Origin of the sequence: Tardiphaga sp. 172_B4_N1_3 (assembly GCF_052076035.1) — a bacterium.
GTDB lineage: Bacteria > Pseudomonadota > Alphaproteobacteria > Rhizobiales > Xanthobacteraceae > Tardiphaga > Tardiphaga robiniae.
On sequence record NZ_CP197238.1, the window covers coordinates 4,756,504 to 4,779,254 of the forward strand.

Sequence of the window (22,751 nt, forward strand, 5' to 3'; positions counted from 1 at the left end):
CAAAAGCTGTCTAATTTCAATTATCTGCCGAATTCCTCGGCAAGCTTGGCGCTTACCCTAGTCGGACTTCGTGACGAGAGATTGGAAGAATTCTTAGATCAGGTCCAGTCGAATTGTCTTCGCCCTCCGATCAGTTTATCTGATGATTCATGATCACGCTCCGCCAACTCCGCTATCTCGCCGCTCTTGCCAAACATGGCCATTTCGGCCGCGCGGCCGAGACCTGCAACGTCACCCAGCCCGCGCTGTCGATGCAGATACGCGATCTCGAACGGACGCTGGGCGTCAAGGTGGTGGAGCGCCGGCCTGGCGAGGTGATGCTGACCGATGTTGGGCGCGAAGTGGCGCGGCGCGGCGAGGACGTGCTGGCGGCCTCGCGCGACTTGGTGGACTTTGCGCGGCATCGCGGCGGACTCTTAACCGGGCGGCTGACGCTCGGCGTGATCCCGTCGCTGGCGCCGTATCTGCTGCCGCGGATCCTGCCGGTGCTACAGAAACAGTTTCCGGAATTGCGGCTAGAGCTCCGCGAGACGCAGACCAGGCAACTGGTCGACGATATCAAGTCAGGCGCACTCGATGCTGCGATGCTGGCGCTGCCGCTTGGCGAGCCCGAGATCGACACGGCCAAGCTGTTCGACGATCTGTTCCTGCTCGCGGTGCCGGCAGACGATCCCCGCCCCGCCGACAAACGCATCAAGGCGATGGAGATCGACCAGAGTCGACTGATCCTGCTGGAAGACGGCCACTGCCTGCGCGATCAGGCTCTGGCCTTCTGCGCCACCGCAGCGCGCGGCCATCAGTCCGGCAGCAACGGCATGGCCTTCGCTGCGTCCAGCCTCTCCACGGTGATGCAGATGGTCGCCAGCGGCTATGGCGTGACGTTGATCCCGCAGATCGCCGCCGATGTCGAACAACGCGACCAGCGCGTCAAATTCCTGCGGTTGGAGAATCCGCAGCCCGGCCGCACCATCGGCCTCGCCTTTCGCCGGACGTCTCCGCGCAAGGCGGACTTCGCCGCATTGGGCGATGTGGTGAAGGACAGCGTTATCGGCTGATCGTGATGGACCGCAAAAGAAAACGCACCGGCGCGGCTGCGCCGATGCGTCTCCGGACAAGCGAAGCGATCGCGCCTAGCTCTTCTGCTTGGCGATGACTTTGTCCTTGATGCCGTCATAGGTCTTCTCGGGCACGATCTTCTTCTGCACGAGCTCGTCCTTGCCCTTATACGGACGGCCTTTGACGATAGCTGCCGAATAGGCCTTGCCGATGCCGGGCAGAGCCTCGAGCGCCTCAACACTCGCCGAGTTGAGATCAAGCAGTTCAGCCTTCGGTGCCGGAGCCATCTTCGATTCGCTGGCAGGCGCCATCTTGGATGTGGCGGCCGGAGCCATCTTGCCGGCGGGAGCAGCAGGCTGCGGCGACTGCGCCATCGACGGCGCGGATGCGAGCAGACCCAGAGTGAGAGCGGCAGCGGTCAAAGTAGCAAATTTGAAATGGCGCATCGTGGTGTCCCTCCAAGGACGGTTAAGTAACGCCATCAAGCTAGCTGCGGATTCATGGCGCCGCCATGGCGCGAAAATGAACCGCAGATAAAAGCTGAAGTTTATTTTGGTAGTTAAGCCGGCTTGCTCATGATGAGGATTGCGCTCAGGACCCTGCCTGCAGCGCCTTGTCGATCTCGACCTTCAGCACGCGCTCGTAATTCTCCTGCGTGATGCCGCCGACCATCTTGTAGGCGATGCGACCGTCGCGGCCGACGATGAAGGTTTCGGGCACGCCATAGACACCCCATTCGATCGCGGCGCGTCCGTTGCCATCGACGCCAACGATGCCGAACGGATTGCCGTAACGACCGAGAAAGCGGCGCGCGTTGTCCGGTGCGTCCTTGTAATTGATGCCGACCAGTTGCAGCCGTTTGTCCTTGCCGAGTTCTGTCAGCAGCGGCGCCTCCTCGTGGCACGGCACGCACCACGACGCCCAGACATTGACGAGACTGACCTTGCCCTTAAAGGCCGCGGGATCGAGGCCCGGCACCGGCGCGCCGCTATCGGTGAGGCCATCCAGCGCGGGCAACGCCGTCTGCGGGGCGGCGCGGCCGATCAATGCCGAGGGCAGTTTCGCAGGGTCGGCTCCGAGCCGAAACCAGAACAGCCCTGCGAGCGCGGCAAAGATCAGCAGAGGCAGTGCGAGCATCCAGCGGCGCTTCGGAGTGGCTTGCACGGTCATGTGAGATCCGTCGCTCCACGACCCGAGCGCCGCGCCACGCCGGAGGATTCCAGCTCATGCAGCCGCGCGCGGACGCGGCGATGATCGATGGCGATCCACACGATGAGGATCAGCACCACCGCTGCGACCAGCGCGTAGGACGTGACGATGAAAGATGCGTAGGGACCAAGCGCCATCACGGGAGTGCCACCGGCTTTGAGGCCTGCAGCATCTGCAGCGCACGCAGGCGGCGCCGCAGGATCTCGTTACGCATAGCCGCGAGATGCAGTGTGATGAACAGCAGCGAGAATGCCACCGCCATCACCAGCAGTGGGATCAGAAACGACTTGTCGAGCGACGAGCCGCCCATCTTCATCACCGACGCAGGCTGATGCAGCGTATTCCACCAATCGACCGAGAACTTGATGATCGGAATATTGATGGCGCCGACCAGCGTCAGCACCGCAGCGGCGCGCGCCGCCCGCGATGGGTCTTCAACGGCACGCCACAGCGCGATCAGGCCGAGATACATCAGAAACAGAATGAGCACCGAAGTCAGTCGGGCGTCCCATTCCCAATAGGTACCCCACATCGGCCGGCCCCAGAGCGATCCCGTGACCAATGCGAGAAAGGTGAAGGCCGCGCCGATCGGTGCTGCGGATTTGGCGGCGACGTCGGCGAGCGGATGCCGCCACACCAGCGTGCCTAGCGATGCCACGCTCATGACCCCCCAGACGAACATCGATAGCCAGGCGTTCGGCACATGGATGAACATGATCTTGACGGTGGCACCCTGCTGGTAGTCATCCGGAGCCATGGCCGACTGATACAGGCCGATTGCGAGCAGAACGCCTGTCACTATCGCCAGCCACGGCAGGATGCGTGTGGCAAGCGACAGGAACCGGGTCGGATTGGCGAGTTCGGTCAGCGTCATGGCATTTCCAATAGTCGCGGCTCTGTCCGCGATCAATGCAACTTATTCTCGTTCAACACGGCTCGCGACGAGTTGACCCAGGTCAATCCAGTGTCTCAGCCTGTCGTGATTATTCCAACCGTCTCAATCCAGTCCATGCCGCAGGCTCGCCGCCGCCGCAAAAGGCCCGATCACGAGGCTCGCCAGCGACAGCGCGCAGAGAATGGAGAACGGGGTCGAAAATGTCAGTGCCCCCTGCTCAAGGATGGCGGCATTCGACGCCGCAACGCCGAAAATCAGCACCGGGATCGACAACGGCAACACCAGCACCGCCAGCAAGAGCCCACCGCGCTGCAGCGTCACCGCCAGCGCGGCGCCGATCATGCCAGTGAAGGTCAGTGCTGGCGTACCCGCCAGTAGCGTCAGCGCAACTGCCAGCGTCGACGGACCGTCGAGATTGAGCAGCAGCCCCAGCACTGGCGTTGCGACGATCAGCGGCACGCCTGCGGCCAGCCAGTGGGCAAGGGCCTTGGCGGCGCAGGCGAGTTCCAGCGGCGTCTGGCTCATCAGGATGAGATCCAGCGACCCATCGTCGTGGTCGGCGGTAAACAACCGGTCCAGCGTCAGCAGGCTCGCGAGCAGCGCCCCGAGCCAAAGAATCGCCGGCCCTAGCCGTGCCAGCAGCGCCAGATCCGGCCCCAGCGCGAAAGGCATCAGCACGACAACCGTCAGAAAGAAGAGCACACCGATCAGCGCCCCGCCGCCGACCCGGACGGCAATGCGGATGTCGCGTCGAATCAACGCGCCAAGGGCACTCACGCCTCGCCCCCAATGCGCAACTCCCGTGCAGGAATGCCAAGCGGGCCATGGGTCGCAGCAATGACCAGCCCGCCCAATGCCAGATGATCCGTCATCAGTCCCGCGAATATCCGCTGGCTGGCCAGATCGAGCGCCGCGGTCGGTTCGTCGAGCAGCCAGATCGGCCGACGGACGGTCAGCAGACGCGCAATCGACAACCGGCGGCGCTGGCCGGCCGACAAGAAACCCGCGGGCAATGCTGCGGCATGGGAGAGACCTACTGCTGCAATGCACGTGGCTGGATCGGCCGGCGTGCCACCGAGGAAGTCGGCCCAGAAGGTCAGGTTTTCCGTCACCGTCAAAGCCGGCTTCATAGCGTCGCGGTGGCCCAGGTAATGGGCCTGTTCGGCAACAGTCATTTCGCCGTCGCCGCCCTCGAGAGTGATGGAGCCCTCGGCCGGCGCCAGCAGGCCTGCGATCAACCGCAACAACGAGGTTTTGCCTGCTCCGTTAGGGCCAATGACCGCCACGGCCTCGCCTGCCGTGGCATCGAAATCGAGCCCGGCGAAGACTTCGCGGCCACCCCGCAGGCATCTCAAATTGCGCCCCGAGAGCCGCATCTTAACCCTTCCATGACCATCTGATTTGGTCCAGAGGTCGCCGCGGCGTTGTTGCACTATTTCGCAGGGCTGCAAACGGTTGTCGGTGTGGCGGCGCATCTAGAAAGATTCTATAAATCGGAACCTGATGCAGCACACAATCGGCGCCTCAAACAAACCGGCCTCCTCGCCGAAGGTGTTTTGATACCTATTGCCGGGTATCAGTTAACTGAAGTGGAACCCCTTCACATGACCTCGCTCGACAGTTTCAAGTGCCAAAAAACCCTCAAGGTGGGCGCTAAAACTTACGTGTACTACAGCCTGCCGCTCGCTGAGAAAAATGGTCTGACAGGCATTTCGAAGCTGCCCTATTCGATGAAGGTCTTGCTGGAAAACCTGCTGCGCAACGAGGACGGCCGCAGCGTCAAGAAGGAAGACATCGTTGCTTTCTCGAAATGGCTGAAGAAGCGCAAGCTCGAGCACGAAATCTCGTTCCGCCCTGCGCGCGTGCTGATGCAGGACTTCACTGGCGTCCCCGCGGTAGTCGATCTTGCTGCCATGCGTAATGCGATGCAGGCGCTGAAGGGCGATCCCAAGAAGATCAACCCGCTGGTCCCGGTCGATCTGGTCATCGACCACTCGGTGATCGTGAACTTCTTCGGTGACAACAAGGCGTTCGGCAAGAACGTCGCCGAAGAGTACAAGCAGAACAAGGAGCGCTACGAGTTCCTGAAGTGGGGCCAGAGCGCGTTCTCGAATTTCTCCGTCGTGCCGCCCGGCACCGGCATCTGCCACCAGGTCAATCTCGAATATCTCGCCCAGACTGTCTGGACGAAGAAGCAGAAGATGACGGTCGGCAAGAAGACCGGCACCTTCGAGGTCGCCTATCCGGACACGCTGGTCGGAACCGACTCGCACACCACCATGGTCAACGGCCTCGCCGTACTCGGTTGGGGCGTCGGCGGCATCGAGGCGGAAGCCGCGATGCTCGGCCAGCCGCAATCGATGCTGCTGCCCGACGTGGTCGGCTTTAAGCTGTCGGGCGCACTCAAGGAAGGCGTCACCGCCACCGACCTCGTGCTCACCGTCACCCAGATGCTGCGCAAGCAGGGCGTCGTCGGCAAATTCGTGGAATTCTACGGCCCCGGCCTCGACGCCATGTCGGTCGCTGACAAGGCGACAATCGGAAATATGGCGCCGGAATATGGCGCGACCTGCGGCTTCTTCCCGGTCGATGCCGCCACCATCGACTATCTGAAAACTTCGGGCCGCAAATCGGCGCGTGTCGCACTGGTTGCCGCTTATGCCAAGGCGCAGGGCCTGTACCGCACCGCCAAGTCGCCCGATCCGGTGTTCACCGAAAAGCTGAAGCTCGATCTCGGCGACGTAGTACCCTCGATGGCCGGCCCGAAGCGTCCCGAAGGCCGCGTCGCACTGCCCGCCATCGCCGAAGGCTTCTCTGCCGCGCTAACCACCGAATACAAGAAGCCGGATAACCACAACGCGCGCTTCCCCGTCGAGGGCAAGAACTTCGATGTCGGCCATGGCGATGTGGTGATCGCTGCCATCACCTCCTGCACCAACACCTCGAATCCGAGCGTGCTGATCGCCGCCGGCCTGCTGGCACGTAACGCCGTGGCCAAGGGCCTCAAGACCAAGCCGTGGGTGAAGACCTCGCTGGCGCCGGGCTCGCAGGTCGTCGCTGAATATCTCGCCAATTCCGGCTTGCAGCTCGACCTCGACAAGATCGGCTTCAACCTCGTCGGCTTCGGTTGCACCACCTGTATCGGCAATTCCGGCCCGCTGCCGCCGGAGATTTCGAAGTCGATCAACGACAACGGCATCGTTGCCGCAGCGGTTCTCTCGGGCAACCGTAACTTCGAGGGTCGCGTCTCGCCGGATGTGCAGGCAAACTATCTCGCCTCGCCGCCGCTGGTCGTCGCGCACGCACTTGCCGGTACGGTGACCAAGAATCTCGCGGTCGAGCCGATCGGCGAAGGCAAGGATGGCAAGCCGGTGTTCCTGAAAGACATCTGGCCGACCACGAAGGATATCAACGCCTTCATCAAGAAGTACGTGACGTCGACGATCTTCAAGAAGAAGTACGCAAACGTGTTCGACGGCGATGCCAACTGGCGCAAGATCAAGACGGTCGAGAGCGAGACGTACAAGTGGAACATGGGTTCGACCTATGTGCAGAACCCGCCCTACTTCGAAGGCATGAAGAAGGAGCCGGAGCCGACCACCGACATCGTCGATGCGCGCATCCTGGCTCTGTTCGGCGACAAGATCACCACCGACCACATCTCGCCGGCCGGTTCGATCAAGCTCACCTCGCCCGCCGGCAAGTATTTGTCCGAGCATCAGGTGCGCCCGGCCGACTTCAACCAGTACGGCACGCGCCGCGGCAACCACGAAGTGATGATGCGCGGCACCTTTGCCAATATCCGCATCAAGAACTTCATGATGCAGGGTGCTGACGGCAACGTACCGGAAGGCGGCATGACCAAGCACTGGCCCGATGGCGAAGCGATGTCGATCTACGACGCCGCGATGAAGTACCAGGCCGAGCAGGTGCCGTTGGTCGTGTTCGGCGGCGCCGAATACGGCAACGGCTCGTCGCGCGACTGGGCTGCGAAGGGCACCCGTCTGCTCGGCGTTCGCGCCGTGATTACCGAAAGCTTCGAACGTATTCACCGATCCAATCTGGTCGGCATGGGCATTCTGCCGCTAACCTTCGAGAACGGCTCATCGTGGAAGAAGCTCGGCCTCAAGGGCGACGAGAAGGTCACGATCCGCGGCCTGACCGGCGACATCAAGCCGCGCCAGCAGATGGTGGCGGAAATCGTGTCGGCCGATGGCTCACTCCACAAGGAGACGCTGCTCTGCCGCATCGATACGCTGGACGAGCTCGAATATTACCGCAATGGCGGCATCCTGCATTACGTGCTGCGTCAGCTTGCAGCCTGACGCCCATACGTGGTGTGACGTAGTGCCTCACCGCGAAGTGAGTGGCTAGTGAACAGAAGGCGGCCTATGAAGAGCCGCCTTCTGGCGTTTGAGGGCATGAACGTGTTAGCGACACCAATGTGCGACACCGTCTGTTATGTGTCTCACCTCGAGCGTGGCAAAACCTCATGAAATCCTTTGGCGGCATATCGCAGTGGACCGGCGCGCTCAGCGTGTGCGCCGCCATTGCAGCAAGCGGTAGCGCGCTGGCCCAGCCTAGGGCCGTGGTGGAGCTGTTTACCTCGCAAGGTTGCTCGTCCTGCCCGCCTGCAGACAAGATCATCGGCGACCTCGCCAAAGACCCGTCCGTGATCGCATTGAGCATGCCGATCGACTACTGGGACTACCTGGGCTGGAAGGACACGCTGGCCGACTCGCGTTTCAGCGCGCGGCAGAAGGCCTATTCACAGATGCGCGGTGATCGCGACGTCTACACGCCGCAAGTCGTCGTCAACGGCGCCACTCAGGTGATCGGCAGCGATGCCGATCGTATCCAGGGCGCGATCAGCGAAACCAAGAAAGGCACCGTGATGACGGTGCCGGTGTCGATGTCGGTCTCCGGGAAACACGTCAACGTGTCCGTTGCCGCATCGAGCAATGCGCCCGATACAGCGCATGGCGAAGTCTGGATCTGTTCCGTGTCGAAGGCAGTGCCGATCACGGTCGGTCGCGGCGAGAATCGCGGCAAGCAACTGACCTACTACAATGTCGTCCGGAACTGGCTGAAGGTCGGTGACTGGACCGGCAACGCCGCCAACTGGACGCTGCCGCTGGAGAACATCTCCAGGGATGGCGTCGATGCCGCCGTCGTTTATGTGCAAGACGGCACGCGCGACAAGCCCGGCGCGATGCGCGGCGCGGCCTATACATCGCTACAGTAAGTCTTCAGATTGATAACTTCGGTAGCTGCTGCGCTTACGCGTGGCATGCCTGCATCATTGTGAGCCCTCGGCGAAAACTGGATTGCTTCGTCGCTTCGCCTATCGCAATGACGTTTGATGGTCTCGCAAAAGCATCCACCAAAAAGAAAAGGACCAACTTGCGTTGGCCCAGTGGGGATTAACTTCCTGCGCAGGGTCCGATCCCAACGACCGCGGGGGGCTGGGGGCTGAGGAATCCGAGACCGGAAGAACCGGACCCGACGCAGTATCTTCTTGTCGCAATCCAGAAGGGCGCCCGATGGGCCAAAATTTGGCGGCAATAAGATTCACCTGACGTTCCCGTGACGGGAAATTTCTACCATCGGGCCTGCGGATCGGCCCTTGCAGAGGACCGCGGTCGGCGCGATCATGTCGACGATATGACAGGAGGCGCTGCATGAATGTGATTCCGGGAGATACTGAGCCCACCGAGAATCGCGCGGCGACGGGCCAAGCCGCCGCATCACCCGCCACCGCGCCCGTCGTCAGCTTCAATCGCCTTGAGCTCAGCCGCATCCTCAATCTGTACGGCCGTATGGTCTCAGACGGCGAGTGGCGCGATTACGCCATCGACTTTCTGCGCGACCGCGCGGTGTTCTCGGTGTTCCGCCGCTCGTCGGAAGTGCCGCTCTATCGCATCGAGAAAGATCCGCGACTGGCGCGCAAGCAGGGCATGTATAGCGTGATTTCGGCCAGCGGCATGATTCTGCGCCGCGGCCAGGAACTCGACCGCGTGCTCCTGGTGATCGATCGCAAGCTGGCGGTAGTGTAATCGATTCGCAGAGCGTCAGGGAAGCGTGCGGGCGCCGTCGCCAAGTGCGAGCTGCATCGAAACGGTATCAAGCCAGCGATCGAACTTGAACCCGACATCGGTATGCACCCCAACCATCTGAAATCCGGCATTGCGATGAACCGCGATGGAGCCGGCATTCGCGCTGTCACCGATCACGGCGACCATCTGGCGGTAGCCGCGGCTCTCGCATTCGGCGATCAGCCGCGCGAGAAGTTTGCCGCCAACGCCTCGCCGTTGGGCTTTCGGATCGAGATAAATCGAATTCTCGACGGTAAAGCGATAGGCCGGTCGCGGGCGATGCGCGCTGGCATAGGCATAGCCGACAACCCGGCCTTCCAGCACAGCCGCGAGATACGGATAGCCCCCGCTCACCATCCCCTCGAAACGCCGCGTCATCTCGGCCAAATCTGGTGGGATCATTTCGAACGTGGCCGTGCCGAACTGCACCGCCTCGGCATAGATCGCGGTGATCGCGGGCAGATCTGCCGCCGTGGCGGGCCTGATTTCAATATCGGACATGGCGCTGAGACTATTTTTGCTCCGCCCAAAAGAAAAGCCCCAGCCTTTCGGCCGGGGCTAAGATCTTCTCTATGCTCTGAGCTTATTCGCGCTGTCCGAGCAGCTGCAGCAGCAGCGTGAACAGGTTGATGAAGTTCAAGTAGAGCGACAGGGCACCGGTGATCGCCGCGCGCTCGGCGATATCGCCGCCCTGCGAGGCGTAACCGTAGATGTAGTCATTCTTCAACCGCTGGGTATCGTAGGCAGTGAGGCCCGCGAAGATCAGCACACCGACGACCGACACGATGAACTGCAGCATCGACGAAGCGACGAAGATGTTCACGACGCTCGCGATGATGATGCCGAACAAGCCCATCAGCAGGAACGAGCCCATGCCCGTCATGTCACGCTTGGTGGTGTAGCCGTAAAGGCTCAGCGCACCGAACGAGGCAGCGGTGATGAAGAACACCCGCACGATCGACGTGTGCGTGTACACCAGGAAGATCGACGACAGCGAGATGCCCATCAGAGCCGCGAAGGCCCAGAACAGCAACTGCGCAGTAGCCGGCTTCAGCCGGTTAATGCCGAACGAGATGGCGAACACCATCACCAGCGGCGCCAGGATGAACACCCATTTCAGCGGGCTCACGAACATCGCGTAGCCGAACGGCGTCAGGTAGGAGCTGCCGATCCGCGCAGCGGCGCCCGACGGGTCGGTAGTCACGGCGGCCATGTACACGCCCAGAGCAGCCAGGCCGGTGATGGCCAGACCGATCGTCATGTAGTTGTAGATGCGCAGCATGTAGGAGCGCAGTCCGGCGTCCACGGCAGCGGCATCGCGCGCGCCGGCCCGGCCGAAGGGGGAAGCATAGTTACGGTCTAGATCCGACATGGTCGAAACCTCGATGTTGTCCGGCTGATCGCAAAGGGTTCGCGTCGCCGGTTCAAATTATATCCCAGATATCTGCGCTTCCTGACACTAAACTCGATTTCATAAAAAATCGACGTCATCTGCACTCGATGTCTGACCCAAAGGGTATGTGGTAAACTAACACATTCGCTGCAAGCTTCCACGCGTGGCGGAATGTCGCTCCGATTTGTATTCAGGCATCCTGGTAAACTTTCAGCCTGACGCAAGCTTGGCGATTTCTCAGTCATTTTGCACGAATCAGCCCGTGCAAAGGCTGCTTCGTGTCAAAACAGGTCACAAATTCCGTAACACGGTGGCAGGCTTCTGGTTCAAGGCTACCAACGTACCCACCAGGCCCAAACCCACTGTGACAATTAGCGCCGCCAGCACGACGCCAGCCGCGCTGCCAGCCTGCCAGACAAAGCTCAGCGTCATCAGGCGCGTGACGATCAGCCACGCCGCCACCGAGCCGGCGATGACCCCAAACACCGCCGTGGCCAGGCCGATCATCAGATATTCGAGGGCATAGGCACCCAGAAGCCGCGCACGCGTTGCGCCGAGGGTCTTGAGAATCACGGCGTCATAGACGCGATGCCGGTGACCGGCGGCCAGCGCGCCACCGAGCACGAGGATGGCCGAGAGCAGCGTCACCGCGCTGGTACCGCGGATCGCCAGCACGAGATTTGTGACAACCGATCCCACAGTGTCGAGCGCTTCCCGGACCCGGACGGTGGTGATCATCGGGAATGCGTCGGCCACCGCCTTGACCAGACCGGCGTCCTGGGACGGATCGGACTTCGGTTCGGTCAGCGTGGCAATATGGGTATGTGGCGCACCGCGGAAGGTATTGGGCGAGAACACCAGCACGAAATTGATGCCGAGGCTCTGCCAGTCGACGGACCGCATATTGCCTATCCTGGCGGTGATATCGCGGCCGAGCACGTTGACGGTAACCTCGTCGCCGAGTTTGAGCCCGAGCCCGTCGGCCAGCTTCTTCTCGAACGACACCAGTGGCGGCCCGCTATAGTCGGGTGCCCACCATTCGCCCTCGACCAGCTTGGAGCCGCGCGGAACCTCGTTGGTGTAACTGAGGCCGCGGTCGCTCTGCAGTACCCATTCGGCATCGGATGACGGCTTGAGGTCTTCTGCCTTGACGCCGCGCGCGGCGACGATCCGGCCGCGCAGCATCGGCACATCCTCGACGGTCGACTGCGGCTGCTTCTCCCTGAGAAACGCGCTGAAGCGGTCGGCATCGGTTGAGGGAATGTCGATGAAATAGAACGACGGCGCCTTCTCCGGCAGCGCCGCCATGAACTGCCGGCGCAGATTGCCGTCGATCTGGGTGACGGTCACCAGCACGGTCAGGCCGAGCCCGAGCGACATCACCACCGACGGCGTCAGCGCGCCCGGCCGGTAGATATTGGCAATAGCCAGCCGCAGCATGGTCATGCTCGGCCGCGGTAATTTACGCGCAAAAGCCATCAATGCGCCGGCGATACCGCGCAGCAAGGCGAAAACGACCATCGACGACACCACAAATACGGCAGCGACGCGTTTGTCGTAAGCGAGCCCGACCACCACCGCGATCAGCACCCCGACCACGAGTGCCATCCAGAGTATGTAGCGCAACTTCGGCCGGTGAGATTCCGTCAATGCCGCATCACGAAACAGCGCCGCGACCGGGACGTCATGCACCCGGGCCAAGGGCCACAGCCCAAAAGCCAGCGCCGTCAGCAGCCCGTACAGCAACGACAACGCCAGCTCGCCGAGATGAAGCGCCGGCACCACCGGCAGCGGCAGCAGCTTGCCAAACAGGCCGACAATGGCAAACGGCAGGGACGCACCGACCACCATGCCGATCAGCGAGCCGATCACCGCCAGCACCAGTACCTGGGTGAGGTAGATCGCGAATACGTCGCGGCCAGTCGCGCCAAGCGCTTTCAACGACGCGATGACATCGCGACGGCGATCAATATGGCTCTTCACGGCATTGGCGACGCCGACGCCGCCGACCAGCAGGGACGCGAGGCCGACCAACGTCAGGAACTGGGTGAATCGCGTGATGGTACGCTCAAGCTGCGGCGACGCGTTGTCGCGCGAACGGATTTCCCAGCCGGCTTGCGGCAATTGGGCACGCGCATCGTCAGCCAGCGCCTTGGCAGCGCGATCGCCGGAAACGGTGTCCGGCAGGCGAACACGATAGATCCAGCGCACCAGACTGCCGGGCTGCAGAAGCTTGGTGGCGCGCAGAGCGTCCTCACTGGTGAGGAAACGCGGCGCGAACCCGACACCGCCAGCGAGTTTGTCGGGCTCCGCTGAAATTTCGCTGCGAAGCTCGAACGTCGCATTACCGACCGTGAGGCGGTCACCAACCTTGAGGCCTAGCCGGGCCATCAATGTCGTATCCGTCGCGGCGCCATAGGCCCCGTCACGTTCGGCGAGCAGATCGCTCATCGGCATGTCCGGCGCCAGGGTCGCCTTGCCGAGCAAGGGATAGCTGCCATCGACGGCCTTGACCTCAACAAGCGCAAGATTGCCGTCCGGCGCGCGCGCCATGCCGCGCAGCGTTGCGGCAACCGACACCGCACCGCGTGCGCGCAAGAAGGCGAGTTCTTCCGGCTTGGCCTCACGCTGCATCAGCGAGAATGCCACGTCGCCGCCGAGCAGCGTACGGCCTTCACGCGCCACGCCCTCGCCGAGACTAGCCGCGACCGAACCGACGCCGGCGATGGCCATGACGCCCAGCGCGATGCAGGCGATGAAAACGTAGAAGCCACGGAGGCCGCTGCGCATCTCGCGGAAAGCGTAACGCAGCGCCAGCGACGGGCCTCGGCTGTTAGGAATGGTCTCGGTGATGGTGATCATCGGATCAGGCCGTCTCGACCCAGTTGCGCTCGGTGGCGGGACCATCGATCCGGCCGGAACGTAGTCGCACCACGCGGTCACAGCGATGCGCCAGCGTGTTGTCGTGGGTCACCAGCACCAGCGTCATGCCGCGCTGGGCGTGCTGCGCGAACAAGAGATCGACGATCTGGCCGCCGGTGGATTCGTCGAGATTGCCGGTCGGCTCGTCGGCGACCAGGATCGCAGGATCCGGCGCCAATGCGCGCGCCAGCGCGACGCGCTGCTGCTCGCCACCGGAAAGCTGGGTCGGATAGTGATGCAGACGGGCGCCGAGACCGACCGCTTCCAGCTCGCGCGCCGCACGGCCGGCTGGGTCGGGATGACCTGCCAGCTCCAGCGGTACCGCGACATTCTCCAGCGCCGTCATGGTCGGGATCAGGTGAAAGGACTGGAAGACGATGCCGACATGACGGCCGCGAAACCGCGCCAATCCGTCCTCATCGAGATCATTGAAAGAGGTGCCATTGACCACCACCTGACCGGAGTCAGGACGCTCCAGCCCCGCCATCACCATCAGCAGCGTGGACTTGCCGGAGCCCGACGGGCCAATCAGCCCGATCGCTTCACCCGATCCGACGCGCAGGCTGATATCCTTGAGGATATGCACCCGCGCGGCGCCGGTGCCGAGCGAGAGGTTGATGTTCGAGATTGAAATGGTGTCCGGCGAAACGCCGGCCGATGATGAGGCTTCAATGAAAGTATCCATGCGAGCTTCATATGGCACTTCGTTTGCGGCGGTCGAGGGGCTGCTGCGCACGTTTATGTGGCTGGTCGTCGCCGGGCTGACGGTCGCACTTCCGATCCCCACCGCCACGGCGCAGACGGCCGCCACCGGCACGGCCAAGCCCGTCAAACTGGTCGTGCTGGGGGACTCCCTGAGCGCAGGTTATGGCCTGCCGGCGGCAGCCGCGTTTCCGGTCCGGCTACAAAAGGCCCTGAAGGACAAGGGGATAGAGGTCGAGATGATCAATGCCGGTGTATCCGGGGATACCACCTCGGGCGGCCTCGGGCGGCTCGACTGGTCGGTGCCCGAGGGGACGCAGGGCGTGATCGTCGAACTCGGCGCCAACGACGCGCTGCGCGGCACCGATCCGAAGGTCCCGCGGGCGGCACTCACCGAGATTCTGACGCGGCTGAAGGCCCGCAACATCGCCGTGCTTCTCTGCGGCATGGTGGCACCGCCGAACTACGGCGCCGACTATGCGGAAAAGTTCAATTCGATCTATCCGGATCTCGCCAAGCAATTTGGCGTGCCGCTCTATTCGTTCTTTCTCGAAGGCGTCGCCGGGGACAGCAAGCTCAACCAGGCCGACGCGATGCATCCGACAGCGGATGGGGTCGACATCGTCGTGAAAAACATCCTGCCCAGCGTCGAGGCATTTGTCGGCACGATCGCTGGGCAACGCAGTTGAGAAACAGGCAGCCTCAACCTTAATGACGGTTTTTCACGGAACCTTCATGCACCGAGCGCGGCATCTGCTTCGCAGAGTCACAGAAGTCGGGTAAAAAAAGACATCGGTGATTCGTCACCGGCTCGTTTGTTCGGGCATGATTTTCGCCGAGGGGTGCGGGCGTGCGTAAGCACACCGTAGTCAGCACCTTTCGGCGAAAATCGCGCCCCGGCAAAGAGGAGCTGACTATGCCGCGTTTGTTCGCCGGACTGGAGATACCAGCCGAGATCGGCCAGACATTGGCCAATTTGCGTGGCGGCCTGCCAGGCGCACGCTGGATCGATCCCGAAAATTATCATGTCACGCTTCGCTTCATCGGCGACATCGATGGCGTTTCCGCCAACGAAATCGCCGATCTGATGTCGCGCGTGGAACGCCGCCCCTTCGAGGTCGCGGTGCGCGGCCTGTCGAGCTTCGGCGGCAAGAAGCCCCGCGCTGTCGTCGCCTCGGTTGATCCGAGCCGTCCGCTGCTTGAACTGCAATCCGAACTGGAACGGCTGGTGCGCCGCTGCGGGCTCGAGCCCGAGGGCCGCAAATTCACGCCGCATGTCACGCTGGCCCGGTTGCGCGACTCCTGCGACCGCGACGTCGCCGACTATCTTTCGGTGCGGGGCTACTTCCCGACGAAGATCTTCACCGCCTCGCGCTTCGTGCTGTTCTCCTCGCGGGCATCCACGGGCGGCGGCCCTTATCTGGTCGAGGATTCCTACGCGCTCTGCGCATGAGCGCATATCCGCTTCGACCAATTCGTATCTTGCATTTTCCGGGCGCATGGGGCCGTTAGGGCCCCATGTCGTCCAGCCCTCCGCAATCCTTCCGCGAACAATATCAAGCCCTCGTAGCCTCCGGCGCTATCGAGGCTGACCCGGCGCAGGCCGGCGCCGTCGAGGCCATCGCGGCGCTCGACGTTGCGCTGTCCACTTATAAGCCACCGCGCAAGCAGGGCTTCTTTGGACGCCTGTTCGGCGACAAGGATATGCAACCGCCGCGCGGTCTCTACGTCCATGGCGAGGTCGGCCGCGGCAAGACCATGCTGATGGACCTGTTCTTCGAAGCCAGCGCGGTCACGCACAAGCGTCGCGCTCATTTCCATGAGTTCATGGCCGACACCCATGAGCGCATCTATAATTTTCGCCAGAAAATCGCGAGCGGCGAGCTCCCCGACGGCGATGTCATCGCGCTGACGGCGAATTCGATCTTCGACGAAGCCTGGCTCCTCTGCTTCGACGAATTTCACGTCACCGACATCGCCGATGCGATGATCCTCGGCCGACTGTTCGCACGGCTGTTCGAACTCGGCACCGTCGTCTTCGCGACGTCCAATGTCGAACCCGTCAATCTCTACAAAGGCGGGCTCAACCGCGCGCTGTTCTTGCCGTTCATCAAACAGATCGAAGATCATATGGAGGTGCGCAAGCTGGATTCACGCACCGACTATCGATTGGAAAAACTGGCCGGCGTAAAGAGCTGGCTGGTGCCGGACGATGATGCAGCAAAGGCTGCGCTCGACAAGGCTTGGGCAAAGCTCACGGGCGGCGCACCCGCAAAGTCGCGTGATATCTCGATCAAGGGCCGCACGCTGCGTGTTCCCCTGGAAGCGCAGGGCGTGGCCCGGTTTTCATTTGGCGACCTCTGCGAGAAGCCGCTTGGCGCGTCAGACTATCTGAAACTGGCGCACGACTATCACACGCTGTTCATCGAACATATTCCGATGATGGACTACGGCGACCGCAACGCCGCCAAACGCTTCATCGCTCTCATCGACACGCTCTATGACAATGCCGTGAAGCTGATGGCCTCGGCCGCCGGCGAACCGCACGCGCTGTATCAGGCCAGCGAAGGTTTCGAGGCAATGGAATTCGCGCGGACCGCGTCGCGGCTGTTCGAGATGGGTTCAGAAACATATCTGGCCCTGCCCCATGGCCGCAGCGATTCCACGGCGTCAGGCGCCACCACGGGCCTGGTCGAAACCTGACGCGCGCGATCAGATCGATATCAAAGCGGAATCGGTACTTTCACGAGCGATTCCAATTTCCAGTTCACTCATAATAATTTGCATTGCAGGCCGGCGCTCGACAATTGGGCAGGCTCCGACTTGAACGGTGTCCGCGAAAGGGATAACCAGCCTGTCAGCATTTCCTGCTCCCTCCCTACCCCTTCGGGCTTAAAGGATAGATTTCCCATGGCGCGTAACAAAATCGCATTGATTGGTTCTGGTCAGATCGGCGGAACACTTGCTCACCTCGTCGGCCTGAAAGAACTCGGCGACGTCGTGATGTTCGACATTGCGGAAGGTGTGCCGCAGGGCAAATCGCTCGATCTCGCGCAATCCTCGCCGGTTGACGGCTTCGACGCCAAGCTGACCGGCGCCAACTCCTATGAGGCGATCGAAAGTTCGGACGTCATCATCGTCACCGCCGGCGTGCCGCGCAAGCCGGGCATGAGCCGCGACGACTTGCTCTCGATCAACCTCAAGGTGATGGAGCAGGTTGGCGCAGGCATCAAGAAGTACGCCCCGAACGCCTTCGTCATCTGCATCACCAACCCGCTCGACGCGATGGTCTGGGCGCTGCAGAAGGCCTGCGGCCTGCCGGCGAACAAGGTCGTCGGCATGGCCGGCGTGCTGGACTCGGCGCGCTTTCGCTACTTCCTGGCCGATGAATTCAATGTGTCGGTCGAAGACGTCACCGCCTTCGTGCTCGGTGGCCACGGCGACACCATGGTTCCGCTGGTCAAGTATTCGACCGTTGCCGGCATCCCGCTGCCCGACCTCGTCAAGATGGGCTGGACCTCGCAGGCCCGCATCGACGAAATCGTCGACCGTACCCGTAACGGCGGCGCCGAGATCGTCAACCTGCTGAAGACCGGTTCGGCCTTCTACGCTCCGGCCGCGTCGGCCATCGCGATGGCTGAGAGCTATCTCAAGGACAAGAAGCGCGTTCTGCCCTGCGCCGTTCACCTGAACGGTGAATACGGCGTCAAGGACATGTATGTCGGCGTTCCCGTTGTCATCGGCGCCAAGGGTGTCGAGCGCATCGTCGAGATCGAACTCCTCGGCAAGGACAAGGAAGGCTTCGACAAGTCGGTCGCTTCGGTGGTCGGCCTGATGGACGCCTGCAAGAAGATCGCACCCGACCTGCTCGGCTAAGATCAAGATCACTTCACCGGCACCCTAGGGGTGCCGGTTTTGCATTTGACGACGTTGGCAAACACTGCAACGAACCCCTCAGCCAATTCGTCCGTCACGCGGAATTATCGTCGACTTTGACATGCAGCATGCTTGGTATACGGTATGCCAGTTCGAAGAAAACGACGTGAATTCCAAGTTCACCATCCGGGGTTCGGGAGCAACTTATGAATATCCATGAATATCAGGCGAAGGCCGTGCTGAAGGAATTCGGCGTGCCCGTTTCCAAGGGCGTGCCAATCCTCAAGGCCGAGGAAGCTGAAGCTGCCGCCAAGCAGCTGGGCGGTCCGTTGTGGGTGGTGAAGAGCCAAATCCACGCCGGCGGCCGCGGCAAGGGCAAGTTCAAGGAAGCATCGGCCGGCGACAAGGGCGGCGTCCGCCTCGCCAAGTCGATCGACGAGACCAAGCAGTTCGTCAAGGAAATGCTCGGCGCAACCCTCGTCACCGAACAGACCGGCCCGGCCGGCAAGCAGGTCAACCGGATCTATCTGGAAGACGGCTCGGACATTGAGAAGGAGTTCTATCTCTCCCTCCTCGTCGACCGTGAGACCTCGCGCGTTGCTTTCGTGGTTTCCACCGAAGGCGGCATGAACATCGAGGAAGTCGCGCACAACACCCCGGACAAGATCGTGACCTTTTCGGTCGATCCGGCCACCGGCGTGATGGGCCACCACGGCCGCACCGTGGCTCAGGCGCTTGGCCTCAAGGGCGATCTCGCCAAGCAGGCCGAGAAGCTGGTGTCGCAGCTCTACACCGCATTCATCGCCAAGGACATGGACATGCTGGAGATCAATCCGCTGATCATCTCCAAGCAGGGCGAGCTGAAGTGCCTCGATGCCAAGATGTCGTTCGACTCGAACGCGCTGTATCGTCACCCGGAAATCGTCGCGCTGCGCGACACGACCGAAGAAGACGCCAAGGAAATCGAGGCGTCGAAATATGACCTCGCTTACATCGCGCTCGACGGCACCATCGGCTGCATGGTCAACGGCGCGGGCCTCGCAATGGCCACGCTCGACATCATCAAGCTGTATGGCGAAAGCCCGGCCAACTTCCTCGACGTCGGTGGCGGTGCTTCCGAGGAGAAGGTAACCGCAGCGTTCAAGATCATCACTGCCGATCCGAACGTGAAGGGCATCCTGGTCAACATCTTCGGCGGCATTATGAAATGCGACGTCATCGCTGCCGGCGTTGTCGCCGCAGTGAAGGCTGTCGGCCTTCAGGTGCCACTGGTTGTCCGCCTCGAAGGTACCAATGTCGAGGAAGGCAAGAAGATCATCCGTGAATCCGGTCTCAACGTTCTGCCCGCCGACGATCTCGACGACGCCGCTCAGAAGATCGTCAACGCCGTGAAGGGAAAGTAAGCCGATGTCCGTCCTGATCGACAAGAACACCAAGGTCATCTGCCAGGGCTTTACCGGCAAGAACGGCACCTTCCACTCCGAACAGGCGATTGCCTACGGCACCAAGATGGTCGGCGGCACTTCGCCAGGCAAAGGTGGCTCCACGCATATCGGCCTGCCGGTGTTCGACACCGTGGCCGAAGCCCGCGACAAGACCGGCGCCGATGCATCCGTGATCTACGTGCCGCCGCCGGGCGCAGCCGATGCGATCTGCGAAGCGATCGATGCGGAAATCCCGCTTATCGTCTGCATCACCGAAGGCATTCCGGTGCTCGACATGGTGCGCGTCAAGCGTTCGCTGTCCGGCTCCAAGTCACGCCTGATCGGGCCGAACTGCCCGGGCGTCGTCACCGCTGGCGAATCGAAGATCGGCATCATGCCGGCCAACATCTTCAAGCCCGGCAGCGTCGGCATCCTGTCGCGCTCCGGCACGCTGACCTATGAAGCCGTGTTCCAGACCACCCAGGCCGGCCTCGGCCAGAGCTCGGCGGTTGGCATCGGCGGCGATCCGGTCAAGGGCACCGAATTCATCGACGTGCTCGAGATGTTCCTGGCCGACCCCAAGACCACCTCGATCATCATGATCGGCGAAATCGGTGGTTCGGCGGAAGAGGACGCGGCACAGTTCATCAAGGACGAAGCCAAGCGCGGCCGCAAGAAGCCGATGGTCGGCTTCATCGGCGGCGTCACCGCACCTCCCGGCCGTCGCATGGGTCATGCCGGCGCCATCGTGTCGGGCGGCAAGGGCGACGCCCAGTCGAAGATCGCAGCCATGGAAGCCGCCGGCATCCGCGTCTCGCCATCGCCCGCGCGCCTCGGCACCACGCTGGTGGATGTGCTGAAGGGCTAAGCTGAGCTCGAGGAGTTGAGAATAAGAAAGGCCCGCTCGCGAGAGCGGGCCTTTTGTTTTGACACTTTGACTGTCATCGCCCGGTCCAAGTGCGCGCTCGGCCGGGCGAGGACACTGGAGTTCTACGCCGCCTGCGCCTGCTTCTCGCCAACCAGCGGCAAACCTTCCTCGATTGGATACTTCGTATCGCGCGACCATTCGTTCCACGAACCAAAATACATCCGGACATCAGACACGCCTGCGTTCTTCAGCGCGAGAAACGTGTTCGACGCCCGCGCACCCTTGAAGCAGTAGAGATACACCGTGGTCGACGGCGTGATGCCGACGGTCGCGCATTCGGCGAGGATCTCGTTCTTCGACTTGAAGCGCGGTCCTTCCGATGTCGGTTTCATCATGCGGTACCACTCGATCCAGACCGCACCGGGGATGCGGCCCATGCGCGGGCAGAAATCCTTGCCGTAAGGCGACGAGCTTTCGCCGATCCATTCATCGACATCGCGTACGTCGAGGATGGCGATCGACGGATTGCCGAGCGCGCCCTGCATGGTGCCCGCATCGATCAGGATCGAACCGGCTTCCGGCTTGATAACGAAGGATGCTGTTGTCGGCGTCGGAACATCCGTGGTGGTCGGCAGGCCCTTCATGGTCCAGGCTTCAAAGCCGCCATGCAGGACCTTGATCTTGGGATAGCCAAGAAACTCCAGCAGGAAGTAGCCGCGGCAGGACTGGCCGAAGCCCGAATTCATCGACTGTTCGTAGATCACCGCAGTCTCGTTGCCGGACAGGCCGGCACCGCCGAAGGCCGCAGCGAACTTCTTCTTCAACTCGTCCATACCTTCGGGCGTCGAGGTGGCGAGGAACGTAAAGATCTCATGGAGATTGACGGCGCCGGGGATATGCCCGGCCGCATAGGCGTCGGGATTGCGCGTGTCGATGATGACACAAGGTTCTGACTTCATGAACGTGACGAGGTCGTCTGCGGAAATGAGAACTTCAGCCATTGAAAGCCTCCACTGTGTTGAACCGTCGTTGTTGAGTCGTTTGTGCTGGATCGCCTGTCGTTTCACCGTGACTTAAGTCAATTCGCTTTCCGTTCGCGTGATCGGGATCATTTGCATGATCGGGATCACGCCCCGCCCTGGTCTCCCTGATATTCGCGCGCATTGTCTGCGAGCATTTTTCTGAGCTGCTTGGTGGCGGGGGTGACGATCGCCACGAAATAGGCTTCGCGCAGTCGGCGCTGGGCGCGGTGCGATTTGAGATAGCCGCGCGCGCCACAATGCAGCATCGCTGCATGGGCTGCGGCGACGGCGGCGTCGCCGGCGCGCAGACGCAGTTCGACGACGCTGCGCCAATAGGCATTGCTCGTGTCAAAGGGTGTGGCGGCGAGCATCATCGTCTCAGCCTCCATTTTCGCGAGAAGCCCGGCGAAATCCTCGGGCTGCTGCGGCAGGAAGCAATTGACGTGGGCGAGCGACGGCTTGACGCTATGCATGATAGCAACGCAATCGCGCACCAGCCCGAGGCCCATGCCCATCTGCATCAGGATGAACCCGGCGCGAATTCTCTTCACGAAAGGCATCGCCGGCGCCGCGAGCACCTGATCGTCTGGAATGAAGACGTCGCGAAATTGCACGGCGTAGGTGCCGGTGCCATCCATCGCGAGGAACGGCTTGCATGGCGTCAGCGAGAGATTCTCGTCGGCGCATTCGGCGAGGAACATCACCTTCTCGCCGGAGCCGTCATCGAGTTCGAAGATGGTGCCGAACATATGGTCGGGGCCGAGATTCGACACCCATGGCAGCGCACCGCGCACGATATAGCCGCCATCCGTGCGGCGACCTTTCAGCTTGAGCTTCTCGATGCCAAAGAAGCTCTTCATCGGATTGGAGAGGCCGGTGCCGCCGAGCAGTTTGCCGCTTGCGGCATCGCTCAGATACTTCGCCTTCAGCGCGGCGTTGTCGGAGTTGAGAATGTACCAGACCAGCGTGTTCTGGCACCACGCCATGAAGGCCGTGGAGCCGCAGGTCTCGCCGATGGTGGTGATGCCCGCGATGGTTTCACCGAGATCAGCATGTGCGGACCAGGCACCGACCTCCCCGAGACGGCGCAGCGCCCGATCGGGATAGATCGTGCCTTCATCGATCTCCAAAGCGATCGGTGAAAGATCCGTGCGCGCGACGGCGGCCATTCGTTCGACAAGCGACGGCGTGTCATCCGTCACCTCAACATCATCCGATTTCCGCAGCACTGCCGTCGTGGTCATGTCGATCTCCGTCACGCGCAAGGAAGAGAGAAGTTGCGGCCGCAT

Annotated in this window: 22 protein-coding genes; 10 read left to right on the forward strand and 12 right to left on the reverse strand. The window is 62.0% G+C overall.

The genetic code is table 11. The features are described 5' to 3' along the window. Nucleotides 1–149 precede the first annotated feature (149 nt). The gene (locus AB7783_RS22490; RefSeq protein WP_441278845.1) at nt 150–1,055 is read left to right on the forward strand and encodes a LysR substrate-binding domain-containing protein; all 906 of its coding nucleotides are present in this window, start codon (nt 150–152) and stop codon (nt 1,053–1,055) included. 75 nt (nt 1,056–1,130) lie between these two features. On the opposite strand, the gene AB7783_RS22495 is transcribed toward AB7783_RS22490, so the two are convergent. From AB7783_RS22495 to ccmA, 6 genes are all read right to left on the reverse strand, one after another. Further along, the gene (locus tag AB7783_RS22495) at nt 1,131–1,502 is read right to left on the reverse strand and encodes a ComEA family DNA-binding protein (RefSeq protein WP_089263307.1); all 372 of its coding nucleotides are present in this window, start codon (nt 1,500–1,502) and stop codon (nt 1,131–1,133) included. A 145-nt stretch (nt 1,503–1,647) separates the two neighbouring features. Continuing rightward, on the reverse strand, nt 1,648–2,226 hold the full coding sequence (locus tag AB7783_RS22500) for a DsbE family thiol:disulfide interchange protein (protein WP_439078769.1): 579 nt from the start codon (nt 2,224–2,226) through the stop codon (nt 1,648–1,650). Further along, on the reverse strand, nt 2,223–2,402 hold the full coding sequence (gene ccmD / locus AB7783_RS22505) for a heme exporter protein CcmD (protein WP_068730071.1): 180 nt from the start codon (nt 2,400–2,402) through the stop codon (nt 2,223–2,225). Before ccmD ends, AB7783_RS22500 begins: the two co-directional genes overlap by 4 nt. Further along, nucleotides 2,402–3,139 carry a heme ABC transporter permease gene (locus tag AB7783_RS22510; protein ID WP_439060166.1) on the reverse strand — a complete coding sequence of 246 codons (738 nt, stop codon included), beginning with the start codon at nt 3,137–3,139 and terminating at the stop codon, nt 2,402–2,404. The genes ccmD and AB7783_RS22510 overlap by 1 nt, the downstream gene beginning before the upstream one ends. Before the next feature lie 123 nt (nt 3,140–3,262). Continuing rightward, nucleotides 3,263–3,937 (reverse strand): heme exporter protein CcmB, encoded by a 675-nt coding sequence (gene ccmB, locus AB7783_RS22515; RefSeq protein WP_441278846.1) that lies wholly within the window; start codon nt 3,935–3,937, stop codon nt 3,263–3,265. Next, entirely contained in the window at nt 3,934–4,536 is a 603-nt protein-coding gene (ccmA, locus tag AB7783_RS22520; protein WP_441279750.1) for a heme ABC exporter ATP-binding protein CcmA, read from the reverse strand. The genes ccmB and ccmA overlap by 4 nt, the downstream gene beginning before the upstream one ends. 228 nt (nt 4,537–4,764) lie before the next feature. Between ccmA and acnA the strand changes: the two genes are divergently transcribed. From acnA to AB7783_RS22535, 3 genes are all read left to right on the forward strand, one after another. Beyond that, complete coding sequence (gene acnA, locus AB7783_RS22525) at nt 4,765–7,485, forward strand: aconitate hydratase AcnA (RefSeq protein ID WP_441278847.1); 2,721 nt, start codon at nt 4,765–4,767, stop codon at nt 7,483–7,485. A gap of 167 nt (nt 7,486–7,652) precedes the next feature. Next, the gene (locus AB7783_RS22530; RefSeq protein WP_089263293.1) at nt 7,653–8,405 is read left to right on the forward strand and encodes a DUF1223 domain-containing protein; all 753 of its coding nucleotides are present in this window, start codon (nt 7,653–7,655) and stop codon (nt 8,403–8,405) included. Nucleotides 8,406–8,841: 436 nt separating this feature from the next. Then, nucleotides 8,842–9,216 carry a DUF2794 domain-containing protein gene (locus AB7783_RS22535; RefSeq protein WP_175369277.1) on the forward strand — a complete coding sequence of 125 codons (375 nt, stop codon included), beginning with the start codon at nt 8,842–8,844 and terminating at the stop codon, nt 9,214–9,216. Between the two features lie 15 nt (nt 9,217–9,231). Here the strand turns inward: AB7783_RS22535 and AB7783_RS22540 are convergent, their stop codons facing one another. From AB7783_RS22540 to AB7783_RS22555, 4 genes are all read right to left on the reverse strand, one after another. After that, the gene (locus AB7783_RS22540; RefSeq protein ID WP_441278848.1) at nt 9,232–9,756 is read right to left on the reverse strand and encodes an N-acetyltransferase family protein; all 525 of its coding nucleotides are present in this window, start codon (nt 9,754–9,756) and stop codon (nt 9,232–9,234) included. Nucleotides 9,757–9,838: 82 nt separating this feature from the next. Next, on the reverse strand, nt 9,839–10,627 hold the full coding sequence (locus AB7783_RS22545) for a Bax inhibitor-1/YccA family protein (protein WP_089263288.1): 789 nt from the start codon (nt 10,625–10,627) through the stop codon (nt 9,839–9,841). Between the two features lie 312 nt (nt 10,628–10,939). Beyond that, nucleotides 10,940–13,510, reverse strand: coding sequence for an ABC transporter permease (locus AB7783_RS22550; protein ID WP_441278849.1), 2,571 nt, complete (start codon nt 13,508–13,510; stop codon nt 10,940–10,942). A 4-nt stretch (nt 13,511–13,514) separates the two neighbouring features. Further along, complete coding sequence (locus AB7783_RS22555; protein WP_089263284.1) at nt 13,515–14,255, reverse strand: ABC transporter ATP-binding protein; 741 nt, start codon at nt 14,253–14,255, stop codon at nt 13,515–13,517. Here AB7783_RS22555 and AB7783_RS22560 point away from each other — a divergent pair. The 6 genes from AB7783_RS22560 (at nt 14,254) to sucD (ending at nt 20,440) form a co-directional block, all read left to right on the forward strand. Then, nucleotides 14,254–14,961, forward strand: a complete 708-nt coding sequence (locus tag AB7783_RS22560; protein WP_089263282.1) for an arylesterase — start codon at nt 14,254–14,256, stop codon at nt 14,959–14,961. The genes AB7783_RS22555 and AB7783_RS22560 overlap by 2 nt on opposite strands. Before the next feature lie 227 nt (nt 14,962–15,188). Then, a complete protein-coding gene (gene thpR / locus AB7783_RS22565) occupies nt 15,189–15,725 on the forward strand; it encodes an RNA 2',3'-cyclic phosphodiesterase (RefSeq protein ID WP_231078692.1) in 537 nt (178 codons plus the stop codon). A gap of 65 nt (nt 15,726–15,790) precedes the next feature. Further along, nucleotides 15,791–16,975 (forward strand): cell division protein ZapE, encoded by a 1,185-nt coding sequence (zapE, locus tag AB7783_RS22570; RefSeq protein WP_120287618.1) that lies wholly within the window; start codon nt 15,791–15,793, stop codon nt 16,973–16,975. Between the two features lie 207 nt (nt 16,976–17,182). After that, nucleotides 17,183–18,148, forward strand: coding sequence for a malate dehydrogenase (gene mdh, locus AB7783_RS22575; RefSeq protein ID WP_175369281.1), 966 nt, complete (start codon nt 17,183–17,185; stop codon nt 18,146–18,148). A gap of 206 nt (nt 18,149–18,354) precedes the next feature. Then, nucleotides 18,355–19,551 carry an ADP-forming succinate--CoA ligase subunit beta gene (gene sucC, locus AB7783_RS22580; RefSeq protein ID WP_089263274.1) on the forward strand — a complete coding sequence of 399 codons (1,197 nt, stop codon included), beginning with the start codon at nt 18,355–18,357 and terminating at the stop codon, nt 19,549–19,551. A gap of 4 nt (nt 19,552–19,555) precedes the next feature. Continuing rightward, complete coding sequence (gene sucD / locus AB7783_RS22585; RefSeq protein WP_093757749.1) at nt 19,556–20,440, forward strand: succinate--CoA ligase subunit alpha; 885 nt, start codon at nt 19,556–19,558, stop codon at nt 20,438–20,440. A 122-nt stretch (nt 20,441–20,562) separates the two neighbouring features. Here the strand turns inward: sucD and AB7783_RS22590 are convergent, their stop codons facing one another. Next, nucleotides 20,563–21,441, reverse strand: coding sequence for a sulfurtransferase (locus tag AB7783_RS22590; RefSeq protein WP_441278850.1), 879 nt, complete (start codon nt 21,439–21,441; stop codon nt 20,563–20,565). 125 nt (nt 21,442–21,566) lie between these two features. Further along, on the reverse strand, nt 21,567–22,706 hold the full coding sequence (locus AB7783_RS22595) for an acyl-CoA dehydrogenase family protein (RefSeq protein ID WP_158596731.1): 1,140 nt from the start codon (nt 22,704–22,706) through the stop codon (nt 21,567–21,569). Between the last annotated feature and the right edge of the window lie 45 nt (nt 22,707–22,751).